This is a genomic window from Burkholderia sp. L-4 (assembly GCF_056856535.1).
The window spans coordinates 2,995,532-3,014,636 of record NZ_JBXEOX010000002.1 but is presented as its reverse complement, the minus strand read 5'-3'; the positions used below and the strand labels follow the sequence as shown (position 1 = coordinate 3,014,636).

Genomic DNA, 19,105 nt, shown 5'->3' with positions numbered 1-19,105 from the left:
CGCCGTTACATGATCCGGATGCCGCCGTTTGCCTGGATCGCGATGGCCGCGAACGGCACGAGCACGATGCCGCCCAGCACGAGCACGCCGTCGGCGGCCACCGTGATCGGCGTGGCGAGGATCCGCAGGCCCATGCCGACGACGGACGGCGATTCCCGGATGTATACCCGGTACTGCTCGTTGAACGCTTGCGCGGCGCCCTTGTCCTGCTCGGCGAAACCTTCCGTCGAATAGCGCTTGCCGCCGATGTCGCCTTCGAGCACGAGACCGGCCGGCGCGGCGGTGAAGCCGTCGGCACGGGCAGCCTGCCGATCGTCGTCCGACGCGTCCTTCGGCAACACGATCCGGTAGTGGCCGGTGATGCCGCCGCCGCTCGCGTGAAAGTCGGCAAACGTCGTATGCAGCGATTTCCGGTAGCCGGACAGCAGCACCGGCCGCAATTGGGCCGGCAGATCGAAGATGTAATGGTAGCGCGTGCCGAGGACGACCAGCTTCTTGCCGTCCTGGGTGATCATGAAACTGGTGACGTACTCGCTGTATGCGTCGTCCTTGTACAGCTTCGGCGTGAAACAGCCTGACAGCGCCAGGCTGCTCGCGGCCATGGCGGCGGCCAGCAGGCGCCGGCGCGTGATCGATGTGCTCATTTGTTGTTGTCCCGTCTGTGCGGTTCGGTTCAGTGGCTTGCGCCCTCGGAAGCGCGATTCTCGCGTATCGGCGGCAGGTTGTCGAAGGGAAATCTGTCGTGGCAGCGGGCGGCCGGATCGCTTCGTGCCCCGCCGAAAACGTTTTCGCCAGGCTTTCAACCGGCTCCGCCATATCTTATTATTCGGCGAGAGCGGCGCATGCCGGCCGCCGTCGGTCATGTCGACGGCACGACGCGCCGGCAACGATGACCGACTTTCGGCCGCCGCGTCGCACGGCGCGTGGTCGACATGACAGGGCACGCGAGGCCGCGCGTATCCCGAAAAATGACACGAGGGCGCGATGGTACGACTGGTATTGCTGCTGCTGGGCATCGAATATCTGCGAACCCGCTGGCGCGGGCTGACCGTGCTCGGCTGGGTGTGGGTCGCGGCAGGCGTCGGGATCTTCGTCGACGCGCTCGACGGCGCGCTGCATTTCCCGATCGAGCTGTTCGCGTGGCTGTTCCTGATCGAGGGGCTCGCGACGCTCGCCATGGCCGGCAGCGGCGTCGGCGGGCAGCGCATCCTGCGCTACGTGAAGGGTATCGTGGTGGTCGTGGCCGCGGGGCTCGTGTTCGCCGGCCATCACCACGGCCACTTCCTGCTGTCGATGATCTTCGGCACGCTGTTCCTCGTCGACGGGCTGCTGCAGTGCACGTCCGCGTGGATGGTGCGCTACCGGCGCTGGAACGTCGCCTTCGCGTGGGGCGTCGTCGAGATCCTGCTGGCGGTCTTCTTCTTCCAGCCGTACCCGACGCATTACGTCGGCACTGTGCCGTACTGCCTCGGCCTGCTGCTGATGTTCGGCGGAATGCACATGCTGAGCCTCGCCGCGCGCGTGCGGCGCCTGACGCGCAATCCCGCGTTCGCGACGTCGCCCGCGCCGGCGCTCGTACCCGATCTCGACGATGCGCGCGAGCAGCCGCGGTTCGCGCAAGCCGAATGGGACGGCCCGCCGGCCGACGGCGAGCACGCGCTCACCGTGCACGTGTGGACGCCGACCGGCACGTCGAAGGCCGAAGCGCAGCGTTATCCGGTGATCGACCGCTACATCGCGGCGGTGGACGTCAACGGCGTGATCTCGACCGGGCACGCGGCGCTGGAGTCGCCCGAAGGCATCTACATCAGCCTGTACCCGGGCGTCGAAATCGATCGTTCTCCGGACGAATTCACGCGCATCCTGCGCGCGACGCGCGAGAACGACGTGCCGGGCCTGTTCCAGCCCGACTATGCGACGGAGTCGAAAGCGTGGTGCCCGTCGACCGTGCGCGTACGCATCCGCAACTACGATCCGGCGAAGCTCGAAGCCTTCTGGTCGTCGTATCGGCAGAACGTCACGTACAACCTCACGCACCGCAACTGCTCGAGCACGGTATCGAATGCGCTCGAAGCCGCGCTCGACGGCGCGGTGTGGCGACTGAAGGGGACGCGGGCCGGGTGGGGCGCGTTCGTGCGGCTGCTGCTGACGCCGGAGCTGTGGGTGGCCGCGCAGATTCGCAAGCGTGCGGTGACGATGGCGTGGACGCCCGGCCTCACGCTCGACTATGCGCGCGCGCTCAGCATGCTCGCCGATCCGCGGCCGTTCGCGTGGTGGAAGGTCGCGCGCTCGGCGGTGAATGCGATCATGGCGTCGCGCCGCGCGTGGCGCGAGCAGGACAGCGCGGCGCTGTCGCCCGGCCGATCGGAGGCGGCGTCGATGAAGTGAAACGCGTGGCGCCGGACGAGGGCCCGGCGTCACTTGGGTCGCCACCGCGCGACCCGGCGAGTGTGCCCGCCATCACGACCCACAGACGACAACAATGAACGAGACGAGAGCTTTACGCATCCTGATTCCCGCTGCGCTCGTGCTGGCCGGCGCCGGTTTCGCGCAGGCGAGTTCGGACGAAGTGCCGCGCATGAGCAACGACGTGTACCGGACGTCGGTGTCGTTCTGCTCGAACGTCGCGGCCGCCGAGAAGATCGCGTGCCAGGGCGACATGATCGCCGCGGGCAGCCGGATCGTCGCGGCGATCGGCGGCCTGCCGCCGGCGTCCGCCACGGCGATCGACGAAGGCGCGCGCAACAAGCTGCCGCCGGAGGAGCGCAAGGGTCTCGCGCCCGTCGAACCCGGCGCGATCGACAAGGACGACGACGTGGCCGGGCTCGCCGGCATGGTGCGTCTTTGCGACGTGTACGAATCCGAGCCGGCGTCCCGCGCGCGGCATCACGCGGCGCTGCGGCAGAAGGCGCCCGATGCCGCGCCGCGTGTCGAGGCGTTGCTGGCCGACGCGTCGACGGCCGCGCGCCAGCGCGTCAGTATCGGTGTGTGGCAGATTCTCGCGCTCGAGGGCCCCGAAGCGTCCGCCCGCGCGTGCACGCAGCTCGGCACTGGGTCGTGAGCGCCCGGATGCCACAGGTGCGAGCCGTGCCGCCGTCGATGTGCCGGCATCGATAGTGCCGCGTTCGTCGCATGCCGGGACGGTCAACCGCTTGCGATCGTGGCCGGCCTGACCCGTATCGGCTTGCCGAGCGTCCGGGCGACCGGAGAAGTCCGCACCGCGTCGCGCACGAGCGTCTGCTGTGCGGGCGACAGCGGCGCCGCGAAGCGCAGTGCGATATCGAAACCCGTTTCGTGGTCGAGGCGGTCGACGGTCACGTCCGCCGTGCAGGCGGGCAGTGTCACGCCTGCGCGTTGCGCGGCCAGGTCGATCGACATGCAGACGCACGCCGCGAGCGCGCTTTCGAGCAGCTCGTGCGGCCGCATGCCTGCGTCGCCGCCTTGGCCTTCCTTGTGCGTGTCCGCACGCACGACGCTGCGCCCGTTGCCGATCTCGACGCAATAGGGCTTGCCGAACCGTGTGGCGGTTACCATCGCGATGCTCCATAGCAGGGTGAGGGTGGCGACAGGGTACGCGGGTGCCGCCCGTGGCGGAAGGCAACGGGTGGTACCGGTACCTCTTGTAACAGGGTGGGCGGCGACCCGCGAGTTCTTTCGTCCACCTTCACATTCGTGCCACGTTGCGACAGCAACAATCGTGGGCAGACATTCGACAACCTTGCGGCGCATCCCGCGACCGCATGCCTTTTCCGAGGAAACACGCCATGCTCAAGACGCTCGCCCGCGCCGCTGCCGCCCTCGCCGTCGCTTCCGTTTCACTGCACGCCGCCGCGCAGACCAGCTACGACTACCTGTTGCTCGCCGCCTCGTGGGAGCCCGGCTTCTGCGCGTCGCACGATACGCCGGAATGCACGAACCTCGCCGGCTCGTATGCGGCGACGAGCCTGTCGCTGCATGGGCTCTGGCCGAACCGCTATGACGGCAACCAGCCGTTCTACTGCGGCGTGCCGCAGAACGACATCGACCTCGACAACGCGCACCAGTGGTGCAGCATGGACGCCTATCCGATCAGCAGCGCGACCCGCAACACGCTGTCGACGTACATGCCGGGCGTTGCTTCGTGTCTCGACAAGCACGAATGGTTCAAGCACGGCACCTGCTCGAACTCGGCGACGCCCGACGCGTACTGGAACCAGGCGTCGGGCATGATCAGCCGGCTCGGCAACACGTCGTTCAACGCCTTCCTGCAGGCGAACGCGGGCAAGACGGTGACGCGTAACCAGCTGCTGTCGGCGTTCGAGGGCGCGTTCGGCAGCAACACGCGCAGCGCGGTGTCGCTGAAGTGCACGAAGACGAACGGCGTGAGCTACTTCACGGAAGCCTGGATCGCGGTCAAGACGAATGCGGCCGCGCAGTTCCCGAGCGCGGCGTCGCTCGTGACCGACGGCAACACGCAGGGCACGTGCCCGACGTCGGGCGTGTTTATCGCCAGGTAACGGGGCACGGCGCGGCGCGGGCGGGATCGCGCACGTCGCCGCCGGTCACGGCGCGGCGCAGCGCGCGCGCAATTTCCGGTCGGCATCGACCTCATTCTGGCGGGGATCGGAACGGCCCGGTGAGCCGGCCTGCGGCGGGCGGTTCCCGGTGAGGCGCCGGTTTGTTACGCGAGCAGGTGCAACGCGTCGGCGAGCGACAGCACCGTCGTGCGCGATTCGAACGCGGTGGCGAACAGATGCTCGTGAACCACCGGGTCCGGGTCGTAGCAGCAGTCCTTGACGGTATAGAGGCGGAAATCCGCGTCGCTCGCATGGGCGATCGAGGACAGCATCACGCCGGTCGACGCGATGCCGACCAGGATCAGCGAGTCGATTCCTCGCGCGGCCAGCCGAGCCTGCAGATCCGTGCCGAAGAACACGCTGGCGCGGTGCGCGACGATCAGCGGTTCGTCGGCCTGCCGGCCCAATTCCGGGCAGACGTCGTCGTTGATGAACAGGCCAAGCTGCTTGATGCCCTGGCCGTTCTTGTTGAGCGGGCTGACTTCCGGATAGCCGGGGCGGAAGCGGAGATTCGCGAACCAGACGCCGACGCCGGCAGCCCGCGCCGCGTCGCACAACCGGCGCGTGTTGGCGAGCAGCTCGGGCGCGACCGACGGAAAGAGGCCGAGGATGTCGGTCTGGTAATGCATGACAAGCAGTGCTGTGCGAGACGGCACGATCGTGGGAATCGATGCGGAGGCGTCGGCGTTCGTGCAGGCTGTCGTGACGATTGCTGGTGCGTTGTCCGGATGCATGCTTGATGTTCTCCAGTAACCGCTGGGGGTGTCAGAAAATCGATCGTATCGTGCGAGTCGCCAACCCGTACAACGCCAACGTGCCGGGACTCCGGCAAGATAACCCGGCATGCCGTCCCGGCGCCCATCGTGCGGGCGGGCAGCCGTGGTGCCTGCGATGACCGGGTTCGCCCATGAAGAGACGTAGCGCCGCGAGCCTCAGGTTCCTGTTCCATGGATCACCAGGCGAATTTCCGCCCATGCGAGCAGGGGGCATCGACACTCGCGCGATGATATCGTGTTCGACGCCTCAGTTTTCCTGGCCCGCCACCGTTCCAGTCTCGGAGCTGTCGACCGGTAGCGTGATCGCTTCAACCCGTCTCATACGGGTTCGATTGATCATCAGGCGAGTAACGTCGGGGCGGGAATAATGCCCGGCGGGATCGGCGGCGCTCTTCGAAATGACGATGGCCGCAAGATCGATATCCGCGTACAGAATGCCCTCGCTGTCTTCCGGCAGCTTGGAGACAAGCGCGTTCCCGTCGGGCCCGTAAATGATCGCATGACCGCCGCCCACGTGGTTGAGTCCGTGCTTCTCCGGTGTGTCGCACAGGTCGTCGATCATCGCTTGTGTTACGACAGCGCAGGGTGCGAGTACGAAGCACGATCCCTCGACCGCATAGATTTTGCTCGCAGCATTGTTGACTTCCCACCCGAGTGCGTGAGCAAACGGCTCATAGTTGGAAAAGCTCGGCCATGCCGCAACGTGCACTTGCTCGTTTTGCGCGTACATCGCGTACTTCGACAGCGGCTGCAAATGCTCCCAGCAGCACAACGCGCCCACACGTCCAAGGCCTTCAATCTGATACACGGTCAGATCCGATCCATCGCCTTCGCCGAACACGGCACGCTCCACATGAGTGGGGCGCAGCTTGCGGCGAACGGCGATGGTCTCGCCGTCGGCGCCAATGAGCCATTGCCCCATGTAGAGGCTGCCGCCGCTTCGCTCGGAAACGCCGATGACCGCCGTGATGCCGGCCTGCCTGACTGCGGCGCTGAGTCGTAGGGCCTCCGGGCTGTCGTAGCTTAGCGAATTGTCGAAGTATCGTTGAACGAAGCCACGGCTTACCTGCCAAGCATGCGCCCCCATCCAGATATGCCACGGATAGCCAGGCAGCCAGGTCTCCGGGAAGGCGACGAGCTTTGCGCCGTTCGCTGCCGCCTCTCGGATAAGGGCAATGGTCTTGTCGATGCCGGCTTCGAGGTTGAGCCAGATCGGGGCTGCCTGAACAACGGCGACCTTGTATTGCGGATGAGTGAGGGGCATGGTGAATCGCTTGAAGGTTTCGTGGTCCGGGCAACTTCCGATGTTTGCGAAGGGGTGCTCGAGAAGTCGAGAGTCCTAGTCGGCGATTTGCGTGAGCTTGCGCCGGGAACAGCCGCACCCGATCGCCTTCATGCCGTATCTGCGTCCGGGTCCAAGGACTTGCAGTGAGTGAGCATGTCGGCGCACTTCCTTGGCGGTCAGCGGACCGCCGTGCCCCATGTAGAAGCGTTGCATTCCCGCGTCGACCATGCCGATCAGTTCCGCGCTGACAGCTTTCGGGTCGTCCTCGAAGGGAGGGCGCATGGCGTGGGTCTTGCGGATGATTCCCCCGAGCAAGACGCCCGATGCGAGCAGATCGCCGACCAATGCGTCGCCACTGCTCAGTTCAACCGAGACAGAGCCCGCCGTGTGGCCAGGGGTATGCCTGGCCAGACCGTCAATTCCATGGCCGCTCAGATCGAAACTTGCGCTGTCCTGCAGCAGGATGTCGGGCGTGAAGGGCAGGTAGGGCTCACGAGGCACGCCGGAGCTCAAGAAGAGGGGGCCCCACCAATGGGCGACGCAGTATGTCATTTCCTCGCGCCGCTCGTAGTAGTCCAGATCTCCCGCATGGGCAAGGATCGGTGCACCCGTGAGTTCACGCAGTCGGGCAGCTGATCCGGCATGATCGGTATGAGCATGCGTGACGACAATCAAGGTGACATCGCGAAAACCGCGACCATGTTTTTTCAAGGCACGCTCGATCTTCCCTTGCGACCCCGGCGTGCCGGTGTCGACGAGGACGCAGCCCGTTTCACCGATGATCAGGTGGCAATGGACCATGCCAAACGGCAGGATCGGGACCGTAACGATTGACGGGGTAGTCAAGATGTTTTTCCTTCGGAGCAGTTGACGGCGCCGCGTCGCGCTGACGAATTCCACGTGCCGCGGGCCATCCGGTAGCGTCACGTTCAGAGTCGAGTCCGGCCATCGAAATCGTCCGCGTTCACCGCAGCGTCAAAAGCAGCTGCGACCTGGTCGGGTGCGCCGCACGCGGTGGACTTGTCTTCGAGCGCCGCGACGAAATGGGCAATGACCCGCGCCACCTCGGCCGGCGCTTCAAGCGGCGACAGGTGTCCGGTTCCAGGCAGGATGTACATCGCGGCCTGTGGAATTCGGGGCAGCAGTTCGGCCTGCAGCGTGGCGACGCGATCCACCTGGTCCAGCTCTCCGGCAATGACCAGTGTCGGGGCGTCGATCAACGCCACTGGGGCGGTGATGTCTTCGCCCATGGCCACGTTCGGCCATGCCGCCTTCGCTTGCGGCGCGGCCTTCAGACTGTCCTCTATGACTTGCTCGCGGCAGTCGGCGTCCAGCGGCTTCGCGGTCAGCACCTGGTCGATGACGAATTCGACCGATTCGCGCGACAGATAGGCGGCAGCCAAGGTTGCGCGTTGCTCGTCGGAGACAAGCATCGGCGACGGCGGCGACGGTGCAACGAGCACGAGGCCTTCGAGCCCTCGCGGCCGCCGTGATGCGATGAGTTGCGCAACCTTGCCGCCCATCGAGTGACCGACGAGAACATAGCGCGGCAATCCCAGCGATTCGATGACGCCCTCGGCATCGGCAGCAAGATCGGCGATACGGTAGCCGTCTGCGGGTGCTTCGGATTCGCCCCAGCCTCGATGATCGGTGGCAATGATGCGATACCGGTCGGACAACTGGTTTGCCACCCGGTCCCAGGTTCGCGACGAGCCGCCGTAGTAATGCAGGAACACGAGCGCCAAATCCCCGCTGCCGCACTGTTTGATGTGAATCCGCGTGCCGTTCGTTTCGATTTCCATTGGGATGCCCCGTCTTCATGAGTTGTGTCGAGGTTAGATCCCTGCCTTGTATTTGATAATTGCTGCATCAGTAGCGGCAGTCGATAATGGTGTTATCGAATTGAGGAGGCGCAATGGATCGACTGACGAGTCTCGGGGTGTTCGTCGCCGCAGTGGAGGAGGGCAGCTTTGCTGCTGCGGCGCGGCGGTTCGGGCTATCGGCGGCGATGGCCGGCAAGCACGTGAGCGCAATCGAGTCCGAACTGAATGCGCGGTTGCTCCAACGAACCACGCGCCGCCTGAGTTTGACCGATACTGGCCAGGCCTACTATGAGCGATGCAAGCAGATCCTCGAAGCGTTCGACGATGCGAACCGGGAAGCGAGCGATTCGCAAGGTACGGCGCGCGGCGTTTTGCGCGTCGCGGCGCCCGTCACGTTCGGCGCGATGCATTTGGGCGACGTTCTTGCCCGTTATGTAGAGGACCATCCGCAAGTGAACGTGGACGTGCTTCTCGGAGACCGTTATGTCGACCTCATCGATGCGGGCGTTGACGTGGCGATCCGGATCGGGCGGCTGCGGGAGCCGGAACTCGTCACACGCCGGCTTGCGCCGTGTCGAATGGTCGTGTGCGCGTCACCCGCGTACCTCGAGCGGCATGGGATGCCACGCAAGCCTGGCGACTTGCTGCGGGCACCACGCCTCGCCTTCAGCGAGGCCGTGTCGGCCGGTGACTGGACCTTGTTCGATGCGAGAAACCGCGCGTATGTCATCGACGGACCTTGCCGGATCGCCGCCAACAACACGCAAATGCTTCTCGCCGCCGCACTCGCCGGCGCCGGCATCGCGTACGGTCCAACCTTCGTATTCGGCGAGCACCTGCGTCGGGGCGAACTTGTGCCGTTGCTGCCGGCCTACCGTGCCACTGAGTTGGCGATCCAGGCCGTTTATCCGAGCGCGCGACGCATACCGCTTAAAGTGCGCCGCTTTGTCGATTACCTCACGGAAGCGTTTGGTGATGACCCCCCTTGGGATCGAATGGCGAAGCTCTGAAAGAGCGGCGGATGGTCATGCGTTACCGGCGTGACTGCGTGCTCCCGGGAAGCCGTTCCTATAGTTTCGTCTGCGCCGGGCTGTTCAGGGTCGGCCACGGCCGACAGCCCCGAAGTAAAGTATGCGTCTCCGCTACGCCGGGACGACCGCGACATGCTTGCGATCTATCACGCGACGTTCGTTATGCGGCGCTTGTCGGTCGCGTTCACGCACATTTTTGAGCGTGCGGAACTGTTGGACGCCGATCGGGCCACGATCGAGGAGATGCTCGCGCTGTATCGTGCCCGGCTCGACGCCGGCTTCTCTACGATCGAGCGCCATGGCGTTTTGTCCGACGTCGCGCGGGATTTGAGCCACGAGGGGCAGGATTACGCGAAATCGCTGGCAGCTTGCTGACTGTTGCTTCGTCGGCCAATTCCGGGACTCGGAATTCCGGTGATTCTGATGCCGTTTAAGGGAATCGGCCGGGAAAGGCGTTTGTGCTCTGCGAGCGTAAACGCCTAATTCGGTGTATTGATCGATCGCTTCAAAAGAACCAGCAGCCTGCGGATTCGCCGGGGCTCTTCGCTATTGCAACGGATTGGACGACTGGGCAAGCCGTCAGACCCGGTTCGGCCGCTCGTCCGAGCCATGAAGCCCTCTCCCGAACGGCTGTTCCAACCTGAAACCCAGCAGATGTTCAGCGCGCAGATCTTGCCGAAAGCGCTCCGAGCGGGCATCAGGGTCAACTTTGATTGCTCCAAAGATCGTCCACCGCACGGATCGACAGCAAGTAGCCGTTCGCGCCAGCCCCGCAGATGACGGCGGTAGCGGCCACCGAGATTGTCGAATGACGGTATTCCTCGGAGCGCCGGTGAATGTTCGTGATATGCACTTCCACCACCGGCCGGCGAACCAGCTTGACGGCATCGAGCACCGGAATGCGCCCGAACGAGAAACCGGCCGGGTTGATGATGAGCGCGGCGTCCTGCAGGAAGGCTTCCTGAATCCAGTCGATCAACTGGCTCTCGCTGTTGGTCTGGCGGAACACGCAATCGAACTTGAGATCCGCGGCCAGCGCGAGGCAGTTCCGTTCGATGTCCTTGAGCGTCGTATGGCCGTAGAGGTGCGGCTCGCGCGCGCCGAGCATGTTCAGGTTGGAGCCGTTGAGGATGTAGAGTTTGCGAGTCATGGCGTCAGTGTGTAGCGCTACGTTCGAGGGCCGTGTCTTTGGTTTCCCGCGACGTCGCGATCATGAGGAAGGAAAGCAGGTTCAGCGAGCCGCAGACCGCGACGATGGCCCAAGGCGAACCATGAAAGGCGTTGAGCAACGCCACGGCGACGATCGGCATCGGCCCGCCGGTGAGCAGGTTGGCGCCCGAGTAGGACAGCGCGGAGCCGGTATAGCGCGCTTCCGTCGGGAAGGATTCGGCGAACCACACCGGCTGGATGCCGCTCTGGAACTGCGTGAAGCCGAGGAAGGCGCCCATCACGGCCATCGTCGTCGCGACCGAGTGCTGATTGAGGATCGGGAAGTAGATCAGGCAGCAGACCAGCGTGCAGAACGAGCCGATCAGCAGCGCGCCTTTACGTCCGATCCTGTCGCTCAGGTAGCCGCCCGCCAGCGCGCCCGCGATGGCGCAGACGTTCGCCACCATCAGCAGCATGAAGCCAGTCTGCTTGGGCACGCCGAGGTTCTTCGTGAGATAGCTGAGCGAGAAGACCACGATCAGGTAGAAGAGCGCCGCCGGACCGCAGAAGAACAGCGTCAGACGCAGCGCGGTGCGCCAGTGAAACCTGAAGACGATGCCGAGCGGATTGGCGGCGCGTGCGCCTTCGCCCTTTTTCCTGAGCGCCTCGAATGCCGGCGTCTCGCTGACCTTCATGCGGATATAGATGCCCAGCAGCACGAGCACGAAGCTCGCGAGGAACGGAATTCTCCATCCGTACGATTCGAAGTCCTGGGCCGAAAGCAGGCCGGACAGCGCGAAGAGGGCGAAGTTGGCGAGGATCTGGCTGAGCGGCGAGCAGATGCCGAGCAGGCCCGAGTACAGCCCGCGCTTTTTCGCGGATGCGTGTTCGACCGCCATCAGTTGCGCGCCCGTCGATTCGCCGCCGAGCGCGAACCCCTGAATGATGCGCAGCGAAACCAGCAAGGTTGGCGCAAGAATGCCGACTTGCTGATACGTGGGCAGCAGGCCCATCAGGAACGACGACGCGCCCATCACCGAAACCGTGACCAGCATCAGGTTGCGCCGCCCCCAGCGGTCGCCGAGCATGCCGCAGATCACCGCGCCGAGCGGACGGGCGGCGAGTCCCGCCCAGAAGCTCGCCAGCGATGCGAGCAGCGACGCGGTCGGATCGAGCGACGGGAAGAACAGCTTCGGAAAGATCGTGGCCGCGACCACACCGTACAACGCGAAGTCGAACCATTCCAGCGCCGTGCCGACGGTGGCGCCCGCCACCGCGCGACGGGCCATCAAGTGAGCCTCTGGGGACCCTTCGCCTGCGGCGATGTTCGGGTCAGCGATATCTGACATGGTGTCTCCTGGATTATCGGTATGGTGTAACCGCGTTTCTCGCGACCAACAGGTGCTATTGTTTGCGCTGCGGAAGCGGTGCGTTCCGCACCGGAACTGCATTTCATATCGCGGAATGTCGACGAACGATGTCGCTCAAGAACGGCCTGAGAGTGCTCGATTTCCTCGCGTCGCAAGGCGAGGGCGCGGGGCTTGTCGAGATCGCGGATGCGCTGGGAATGCCGCGCAGTTCGTGCCATCGCGTTCTCGCGGAACTGGTCGACAGTGGTTACGTGCGGCAATTGGCCGATCACAGCCGCTACATCCTGACCATGCGCATGACGTCGAACGGCCTGGAGTTCCTGAGCCTGACCGGCATCGCGGATATTGCCCAGCCGATCATCGAACGCGTCGCCGCGCGCACCGGCGAACTGGCGCGCCTGTCGCTGGTGGACGGTGAGACGATCATCTGGGTGGGAAAAGCGGATGGCCAGCGCACCGGTTTTCGTTACGATCCCGACATGGGGCAGGCGGCACGGCTCTCATGTACATCGACCGGACACGCATGGCTCATGACGATGTCCGACGAACAGGCGGCTGCGCTCGTCCTGAAGCAGGGCTTTGGTGAGCCGAACGAGTTCGGCCCCAACGCGCCGACCACGCTCAAGGCGCTGCTCGGTTTCCTGCACGCCGCGCGCGTGCGCGGCTACGCGATGATCGATGAGGTCTTTGCGCCGGGAATGGCGGCGGTCGCGACACCCGTGGTCAGCGGCTCGCGTTGCGTCGGCGTCATCAGCCTGGCCGGTCCGCGCAAGCGGCTGACGGCGGAAAAGATTCACGTGTATTCGGAATTGCTGCGCGAGGCCGCCAATGAACTCGCCCAGTTGAGCAACATGGCCGGCTTTCCAGGGCGGCCCCCTCTGGGCAAGGGGTGATCCGGAGCGAGCCCGGCGCTCTGCGCCGGCCCACACCATGCGCTTCGAACCGGCTTCTCCGATACATCGGCGTGGATGGCCGGCGCGCGCTGTTCGCAAGCACCGAATGCCCGACTTCGCGACCGGCTGAAGCGGGGCGATCGCGGCCGATACTCATCTGCCGCCGTTGCGCCGGGTGACGCACGCCTGACTCCGCCCCCTCAAAAAATCGACCTTCCCGTATAAGTCGTCAGCCACTCCAGCGCCAGCGTCCCTGCGCTACGAATATATAAACTCGCATGTGATTCCATCGGTACCGACGGACGGGCGAGTGCCGTGCTGCCTTCGACGACCGAGTTTGGCCAGTTTCTGCCTTCGCTAGACAGTTGCCGACTGTCGATAGTCACCGCAGACAGGCAACTTTCTTCGACCGGAACGGTAGACGGGCGCTGTTAAGCCTTAACCTTCGTAAGATAAAAAATACAGGCTTTGGCGTCAGCGGCGACTTCGCCGTGTGGGCTAACCACAAGTTGCCGGATCATGTGCATTTCGCTTGGGCAGCTGATTACCGCCGCAATTTGAATGGCGCGCCTGACCAAATCGGGCTGCTCGGATGCCAACGCCGTCCGCACTACAGCGCAAGCTCTCTCGCTGAAATCCGGGATGGTTTGCGAGAATTCTTCAACAATTCTCCGCAAGTGATCCACGCCCACATAGCCCGGCGGCTCTCGTCGAGTCTGTCCCCAAGTGAATGAGTTTCCGTGCGGCCCACGTGTCGCCAGCCAGCGCCAAACCTCGTCGGTTGGATCTCCACCGAGCCTAATTATCTCGTTGACGATTTTTCTATTCATAGGGACTGACCGCCCATAAGAACGACAAACTATCGATGGGACCAAATGTCCGATGCTGTAAGTGTGAGGGTGAGCGGCTGCTATCGGCAAGTTCAACGGTCTGTTATGGGTCGATTGCTACCGATGGCCGAATTCCCCATTGAGCGCTCTGCGCACGCCGATATGAATCTGCCGCCGTCGCGCCACATGAGGCACGCTTGACTTCGACGCTTCAAAAGATCGAGCGCCCCGAATAGGTCGTCAACCATTCAAGAGCCCTGGTCCCCGCCAGCGAGTTCCCGTTCGCATCCAGCCCCGGCGCCCACACGCACACGGCCATTTCACCCGGCAGCACCGCGACGATCCCCCCGCCGACACCACTCTTCGCCGGCAACCCGACCCGATACACGAAATCGCCGGCCGCGTCGTAAGTGCCGCAGGTCAGCATCAACGCCGACAGCCGTTTCGCGGAACTCGGATCGACGATCCGCTCGCCCGTCACCGGCGCGACGCCGCCGTTCGCAAGGAACAGCGCGGCGCTGGCAAGCTCGACGCAGTTCATCGTGATCGCGCACTGGCGGCAATACGCGTCGATCACCGTATCGGGCGGCATCTGCATGTTGCCGAAGCTCGCCATGAAATGCGCCATCGCGCGGTTGCGCTCCGCGTGCTGCAACTCCGACAGCGCAACGCGCGAATCGTAGTTGATGTCGTTCGCGCCGATCGTCCGCCGCACGAATTCGACCAGCGCCGTTTCGGCCTTGACGAAGCGGCGGCACAGCACGTCGGTGACGACCAGCGCCCCCGCGTTGATGAACGGATTGCGCGGCTTGCCGCGCTCGCTTTCGAGCTGCACCAGCGAATTGAACGCGTTGCCGGACGGCTCGCGGCCGACCCGTTCCCACAGTTCGTCGCCGAGCAACTGGAACGCGAGCGTGCACGCGAACAGCTTCGAAATGCTCTGGATCGAGAAACGCTCGTGCGCGTCGCCGACCGTGTAAACGTTTCCGTCGAGTGTCACGACAGCCATCCCGAACTTGTCGGCAGGCACTTTCGCGAGTTCGGGAATGTAGTCGGCAACCCGTCCCTGGCCAATCCAGGGGGCGAGTTCGGTATGGATGCGTTCGAGGATCGGCTGGTAATTCAAGATGAAAATAAAGTGATTAAAAATCAATTGGTTGCGCGGATTCTCCCCCTGTCACACTGCTACGCACGGTGCATGCTTGTGTGACAGTGGAATCACGCGCGGTCGCTAATTTATCGGCGTGATCGTACCAGCCTTCCACGCGCGGAGACGCACGACCCGGAATCGGGCTTTCGTCACGAATGGCACATCGCGGTAAACGCACTGTTCCGCGCACAGCTTCAACACAACGCAGAGGCAGTCCCGGCTTGAGCGTAATTCAAGCCTGCATCAATCAAGCGGCCTACAACGCGTTCTACGATCTGGCCGCGTGCGCTCTTGAGACGCACAACCCGGAACGGGCCGCACAGCGAGTCATCGAGGCACGGGACTATCTCCCACAGTCGGATGTGAATCGGCTGGTTCCGGAGCTTGAAGGCGATTATTACGAGTTCACTTAGCAGTTGAACTTGTTCGACGTGTTCACGATCGGCGAAAGCATCAATTTGATGCCGCAGCGAGCGCTACAAGGACAAAGTCAAGGTGATGGGCGACTTCCGAGGAGCGCTCTGAGAACGAGTGATAGTTGTCGAGTGGCCTCAAGGTCGAACTGCTGGGCAGCAATCTACGCGACGGAAATAACGAAGAAAGGTGGAGGGTGCGGATTAGGCAAAGGCTTGCTGAACAAGGCTCGCAAACGTTCACACGGGAACGCTGTTTGTTTTCTTCCTCAGGTTCCCGCAACACACCGATAAAAGTCTATTGCCTGAACGGGCGCGGTGTCTGGGCGTTGTCACGGTGAAAGTGAACAAGAATCTTGTTGGACTCCGCTTTGAGGCGCGTTACGATTATGTTCAGCAGGGTAATTCTGCCTTGCTAAACAAATGGGGCGAGCTACCGCCGGCCTAGGAACCTGTGTAGCTCGCCCCACCACTTCAAAGGACTCATATGAGACCCGATCCAGCAACCCTCTACGTTGTTCTCGCTGTGACTTACGCCTTGATGGCACTGATCCACAGCCATCCGTAGAGCGCCTTTGTATCCTATAAACAAGTTTGTAGGATAACCGCAGTCTAGCACTGTGGTCTAAGGCGTCAATATAAACTCGCGGTTCTTTCGGGTGTTCAACCCGAGGGTAGCGCTTTGCCTCCGCCTGTAGTTTGGGTGGAGGCTTTGTCATGCCTATAAGGAGTTGATGCACTCGATTGCTGAGTACCAAAGCCTTCGTGAGAAGGCCGTAGCTGTATCCCTTACCGAGATTCCCGAGGTCCGTCCCTATGCCCGCCGCCATGTTGAGCAGCTACAACATCAAGGTCACGCCGGGGTAATCATCAAACAGCTTTGCCGAGAAGCGAAAAGTAGCCGCCGCACGACTGACGATGCGGGGCTGACGAATCGGGAAGCGCTCTACGCGGGACTGAATGCGTTCCGCTCCGCGCTGGAGACAGCGAAACAGACCAAACGCAAGGTCTCCAAGATCGAACACAAGGGTGGGAAGTACAACCCCCTCAACGCCGTCGATGTCCCCGCCCAGGCGGCCGCAACATGGGACGCGATTTGCGGCATGCTGGGCCGGATGGCAGACCCGGATAGACCGCTGAGTGCGCAGACTCTCGCCGGAGCCTTAGCGGGCCGCCTCCGCAATCTGACAGGCGGTGCGCCGGAGTACGGCGAACTTGGCTACGAGCGGGCCGCATTGCTTCTGCTGGATCATTTCTGCGCGGCTACTGGTTGGCTGGAGGAGCGAACCGGCGAAGCCAAGATGATGAGTCGCACGCGCAAGCCGAACACGTTCCACCTCACGGCGCGATTCATGGACGAGGTAGCGGGCGATGGTCTCGCGGTGGACTTCGCGGAACGGCGACCGATGCTTGTCCCGCCTGTGCCGTGGACTACGTTCGCAACGCATGGCGGATACCGAGCGATCCGAAGTATTAAGCGAGATTGTGTATTCCTTCTTCCCTAGACGCTGAACGAGGTCGAGCGGAACACGACGGCGGAAGTAGTAGCGGTTACCCCGTTTGAACAGGTGAGTTGACATGCGTGTGGTACACCCATGTGTGACAGTCAGAATCCGCGGGATGCTTTACTGGCGTGGGTTTCCCGTCGGCGTTGGTCTGCAGATGAGTGTAACCGGAATCGGCTGGTAATTCATCAAGTCAGGCGGGTAGAGGCATGTCCCGGATTCCGGCGAGCCCGTATGGAACCGTCCCGGCGCCGATTCGTCAAGCGCAACCGACATCGCGCCCTTATTTTCAAGACCGCCAAACGGGCAAGCGGCGGTCGCAGTATCATGCGGTACGTTTCGGCCGATGGCCGGCGTCCGGCACCGGCCGGCGCCGCCGCGGCTTCCCTGATGATCCGACCGCTGCCCATGTCTTTTCGTATCCTGCTCGTCGAAGACGACACCCGCCTGTCCACGCTGATCGCCGGCTACCTGCGCAAGAACGACTACGAGGTCGACACTGTGCTGCATGGCGACGCCGCGGTGCCGGCGATCCTGTCCATTCGTCCCGATCTCGTGATCCTCGACGTGAACCTGCCGGGCAAGGACGGCTTCGAAATCTGCCGCGAGGCGCGCAAGCAATACGACGGCGTGATCATCATGGTGACGGCGCGCGACGAGCCGTTCGACGAGCTGCTCGGCCTCGAATTCGGCGCGGACGACTACGTGCACAAGCCCGTCGAGCCGCGCATCCTGCTCGCGCGGATCAAGGCCCAGTTGCGCCGCGCACCCGTGCGCGCGGCCGAAGGCACCGCGCCGCAGCCGGAGCGTTACGCGTTCGGCAAGTTCTCGATCGACCGTACCGACCGCACTGTCGTGCTGCCCGACGGCAGCACGCCCGACCTGACGTCGGCCGAGTTCGACCTGCTGTGGGCGCTGGTGTGCCATGCGGGCGAAGTCGTCAGCCGCGACGACCTGATGCTGCAGCTGCGCGGCGTCGAATTCGACGGCCTCGACCGCACGATCGACGGGCGCATCTCGAAGCTGCGCCGCAAGCTGCGCGACGACGCGAGCAACCCGCAGCGGATCAAGACGATCCGCAGCAAGGGTTATCAATTCAGCAAGCACGCGTGGGAATGACGCCGCCAGCGCGCGACGCCGTCACGTTCCGCGCGGGCATTGCGCCCGCAGGCCGGGAGCCGCGATGATCCGACGAACCCGTTCGCACCCCGATGCACCGCCGCTGCCGACGCTGCGCTACGTCAAATGGCGCTGGCTGCATTTCCGCCGCGCATGGACCGACACGCGCGCCGACCGCATTCCGAGCTGGTCGCGCCTCTACGTGCGCACCTATCTGCATCTGCTCGGCCTCGTCCTGCTGACCGCGCTCGTGCCGGCGCTCGCGCTGTGCGTCGAATTGTCGCCGCAGGTCGTGTGGCATGCGTTCGACGCGCTGCCCGGCGACATCTATATCGTGCTCGCGTTCGTGTTCGCGGCGCCCGCCCTGGCGGCGTACCGGTGGATGCGGCCGGTGTGGTCGGATCTCGTGATGGTGCGCGAACGCGCGATCGACTTCACGGGCGGGCGGTTCAACACGCGCGCGCGCGAATCGCACAGCGTGATCATCGGCCCGCTCGCCCGCACGCTGAATGCGCTCGCGATGCGCATGGAGCGCCTGATCGCCGCGCAGCGCGATCTGACGAACGGCATTTCGCACGAGCTGCGCACGCCGCTCGCGCGCGTGCGTTTCGCGCTCGAAATGCTGCGCGAACCGGCTTCGGCGGCGGAATACCAGGGCGCGCTCGAGAGCATCGCGCAGGACGTGACCGAGCTCGAGGAATTGATCGACATGAGCCTGACGTTCGCGCGGCTCGAATACAGTTCGCTGCAGTCGAACCTCGAGATGACCGCGCCGGTCGCGTGGTTCGAACACCAGATCCACGACGCGCAACTGCTGTATCCGGAGCGCGCGATCGAGGCGCGCATCGCGATCGCGTCGGATCTGCGCGTGAAGATGGACCGGCGGCTGATGTCGTACGCGATGCGCAACCTGCTGCGCAACGCGAGCAAGTACGCGAAATCGCATATCGTCGTCGGCCTCTCGCTCGTGCACGGCAACATCGGGATCTTCGTCGAGGACGACGGCCCCGGCGTGCCGGAGAGCGAGCGCGAACGGATCTTCGACGCGTTCGTGCGCCTCGATCGCCGCACGGGCGGCTACGGGCTCGGCCTGTCGATCACGCGGCAGGTGCTCCACGCGCACAACGGCCGGATCGCGGTCGTCGATCCGGTCGAGCTCGGCGGCGCGCGCTTCGAGATCAGCTGGCCGGTCTAGCGATACGCCG

The 19,105-nt window shown here is 63.9% G+C and carries 19 protein-coding genes; 8 read left to right on the top strand and 11 right to left on the bottom strand.

Annotation, left to right across the window (positions count from 1 at the left end):
* Positions 1-5 precede the first annotated feature (5 nt).
* Positions 6-644: a hypothetical protein gene (locus AC1VVG_RS30440; RefSeq protein WP_034189316.1), complete on the bottom strand. Its 639-nt coding sequence runs from the start codon at positions 642-644 to the stop codon at positions 6-8.
* A gap of 340 nt (positions 645-984) precedes the next feature.
* On the opposite strand from AC1VVG_RS30440, the gene AC1VVG_RS30435 reads away from it, so the two are divergent.
* Both AC1VVG_RS30435 and AC1VVG_RS30430 read left to right on the top strand, forming a co-directional pair.
* The gene (locus AC1VVG_RS30435) at positions 985-2,388 is read left to right on the top strand and encodes an HdeD family acid-resistance protein (RefSeq protein WP_482837169.1); all 1,404 of its coding nucleotides are present in this window, start codon (positions 985-987) and stop codon (positions 2,386-2,388) included.
* Between the two features lie 94 nt (positions 2,389-2,482).
* The gene (locus AC1VVG_RS30430; RefSeq protein WP_034189318.1) at positions 2,483-3,061 is read left to right on the top strand and encodes a hypothetical protein; all 579 of its coding nucleotides are present in this window, start codon (positions 2,483-2,485) and stop codon (positions 3,059-3,061) included.
* An 83-nt stretch (positions 3,062-3,144) separates the two neighbouring features.
* On the opposite strand, the gene AC1VVG_RS30425 is transcribed toward AC1VVG_RS30430, so the two are convergent.
* Positions 3,145-3,534 carry an OsmC family protein gene (locus AC1VVG_RS30425; RefSeq protein ID WP_059556839.1) on the bottom strand — a complete coding sequence of 130 codons (390 nt, stop codon included), beginning with the start codon at positions 3,532-3,534 and terminating at the stop codon, positions 3,145-3,147.
* 230 nt (positions 3,535-3,764) lie between these two features.
* Here AC1VVG_RS30425 and AC1VVG_RS30420 point away from each other — a divergent pair, with 230 nt between their 5' ends.
* Entirely contained in the window at positions 3,765-4,496 is a 732-nt protein-coding gene (locus tag AC1VVG_RS30420) for a ribonuclease T2 (RefSeq protein WP_034189320.1), read from the top strand.
* Positions 4,497-4,660: 164 nt separating this feature from the next.
* On the opposite strand, the gene AC1VVG_RS30415 is transcribed toward AC1VVG_RS30420, so the two are convergent.
* The 4 genes from AC1VVG_RS30415 to AC1VVG_RS30400 form a co-directional block, all read right to left on the bottom strand.
* A complete protein-coding gene (locus AC1VVG_RS30415; protein ID WP_482837167.1) occupies positions 4,661-5,290 on the bottom strand; it encodes a cysteine hydrolase family protein in 630 nt (209 codons plus the stop codon).
* Positions 5,291-5,579: 289 nt separating this feature from the next.
* Positions 5,580-6,596, bottom strand: a complete 1,017-nt coding sequence (locus AC1VVG_RS30410; RefSeq protein WP_034189322.1) for a carbon-nitrogen hydrolase family protein — start codon at positions 6,594-6,596, stop codon at positions 5,580-5,582.
* A 75-nt stretch (positions 6,597-6,671) separates the two neighbouring features.
* Complete coding sequence (locus AC1VVG_RS30405; RefSeq protein WP_156444739.1) at positions 6,672-7,463, bottom strand: MBL fold metallo-hydrolase; 792 nt, start codon at positions 7,461-7,463, stop codon at positions 6,672-6,674.
* An 83-nt stretch (positions 7,464-7,546) separates the two neighbouring features.
* Positions 7,547-8,419 (bottom strand): alpha/beta fold hydrolase, encoded by an 873-nt coding sequence (locus AC1VVG_RS30400; protein WP_482837166.1) that lies wholly within the window; start codon positions 8,417-8,419, stop codon positions 7,547-7,549.
* 113 nt (positions 8,420-8,532) lie between these two features.
* On the opposite strand from AC1VVG_RS30400, the gene AC1VVG_RS30395 reads away from it, so the two are divergent.
* Together AC1VVG_RS30395 and AC1VVG_RS30390 are read left to right on the top strand one after the other, a co-directional pair.
* Positions 8,533-9,450: a LysR family transcriptional regulator gene (locus AC1VVG_RS30395; RefSeq protein WP_034189323.1), complete on the top strand. Its 918-nt coding sequence runs from the start codon at positions 8,533-8,535 to the stop codon at positions 9,448-9,450.
* A gap of 153 nt (positions 9,451-9,603) precedes the next feature.
* Complete coding sequence (locus tag AC1VVG_RS30390) at positions 9,604-9,846, top strand: hypothetical protein (RefSeq protein ID WP_482837164.1); 243 nt, start codon at positions 9,604-9,606, stop codon at positions 9,844-9,846.
* Between the two features lie 328 nt (positions 9,847-10,174).
* On the opposite strand, the gene AC1VVG_RS30385 is transcribed toward AC1VVG_RS30390, so the two are convergent.
* Positions 10,175-10,621, bottom strand: coding sequence for a type II 3-dehydroquinate dehydratase (locus tag AC1VVG_RS30385; RefSeq protein WP_049028320.1), 447 nt, complete (start codon positions 10,619-10,621; stop codon positions 10,175-10,177).
* Between the two features lie 4 nt (positions 10,622-10,625).
* On the bottom strand, positions 10,626-11,909 hold the full coding sequence (locus AC1VVG_RS30380; protein ID WP_034189326.1) for an MFS transporter: 1,284 nt from the start codon (positions 11,907-11,909) through the stop codon (positions 10,626-10,628).
* A 188-nt stretch (positions 11,910-12,097) separates the two neighbouring features.
* Between AC1VVG_RS30380 and AC1VVG_RS30375 the strand changes: the two genes are divergently transcribed.
* The gene (locus AC1VVG_RS30375) at positions 12,098-12,883 is read left to right on the top strand and encodes an IclR family transcriptional regulator (RefSeq protein WP_124669672.1); all 786 of its coding nucleotides are present in this window, start codon (positions 12,098-12,100) and stop codon (positions 12,881-12,883) included.
* A gap of 431 nt (positions 12,884-13,314) precedes the next feature.
* Here AC1VVG_RS30375 and AC1VVG_RS30370 read toward each other — a convergent pair whose 3' ends face one another.
* The 3 genes from AC1VVG_RS30370 to AC1VVG_RS30360 form a co-directional block, all read right to left on the bottom strand.
* Positions 13,315-13,713 (bottom strand): hypothetical protein, encoded by a 399-nt coding sequence (locus AC1VVG_RS30370; RefSeq protein ID WP_473375567.1) that lies wholly within the window; start codon positions 13,711-13,713, stop codon positions 13,315-13,317.
* Between the two features lie 211 nt (positions 13,714-13,924).
* Positions 13,925-14,839 carry a glutaminase gene (locus AC1VVG_RS30365; RefSeq protein WP_049028318.1) on the bottom strand — a complete coding sequence of 305 codons (915 nt, stop codon included), beginning with the start codon at positions 14,837-14,839 and terminating at the stop codon, positions 13,925-13,927.
* Positions 14,840-16,439: 1,600 nt separating this feature from the next.
* On the bottom strand, positions 16,440-16,856 hold the full coding sequence (locus tag AC1VVG_RS30360) for a DUF6538 domain-containing protein (protein ID WP_482837161.1): 417 nt from the start codon (positions 16,854-16,856) through the stop codon (positions 16,440-16,442).
* A 333-nt stretch (positions 16,857-17,189) separates the two neighbouring features.
* On the opposite strand from AC1VVG_RS30360, the gene AC1VVG_RS30355 reads away from it, so the two are divergent.
* Together AC1VVG_RS30355 and AC1VVG_RS30350 are read left to right on the top strand one after the other, a co-directional pair.
* On the top strand, positions 17,190-17,900 hold the full coding sequence (locus tag AC1VVG_RS30355) for a response regulator (RefSeq protein WP_034189512.1): 711 nt from the start codon (positions 17,190-17,192) through the stop codon (positions 17,898-17,900).
* A 64-nt stretch (positions 17,901-17,964) separates the two neighbouring features.
* On the top strand, positions 17,965-19,095 hold the full coding sequence (locus AC1VVG_RS30350) for an ATP-binding protein (protein WP_034189329.1): 1,131 nt from the start codon (positions 17,965-17,967) through the stop codon (positions 19,093-19,095).
* Positions 19,096-19,105 lie beyond the last annotated feature (10 nt).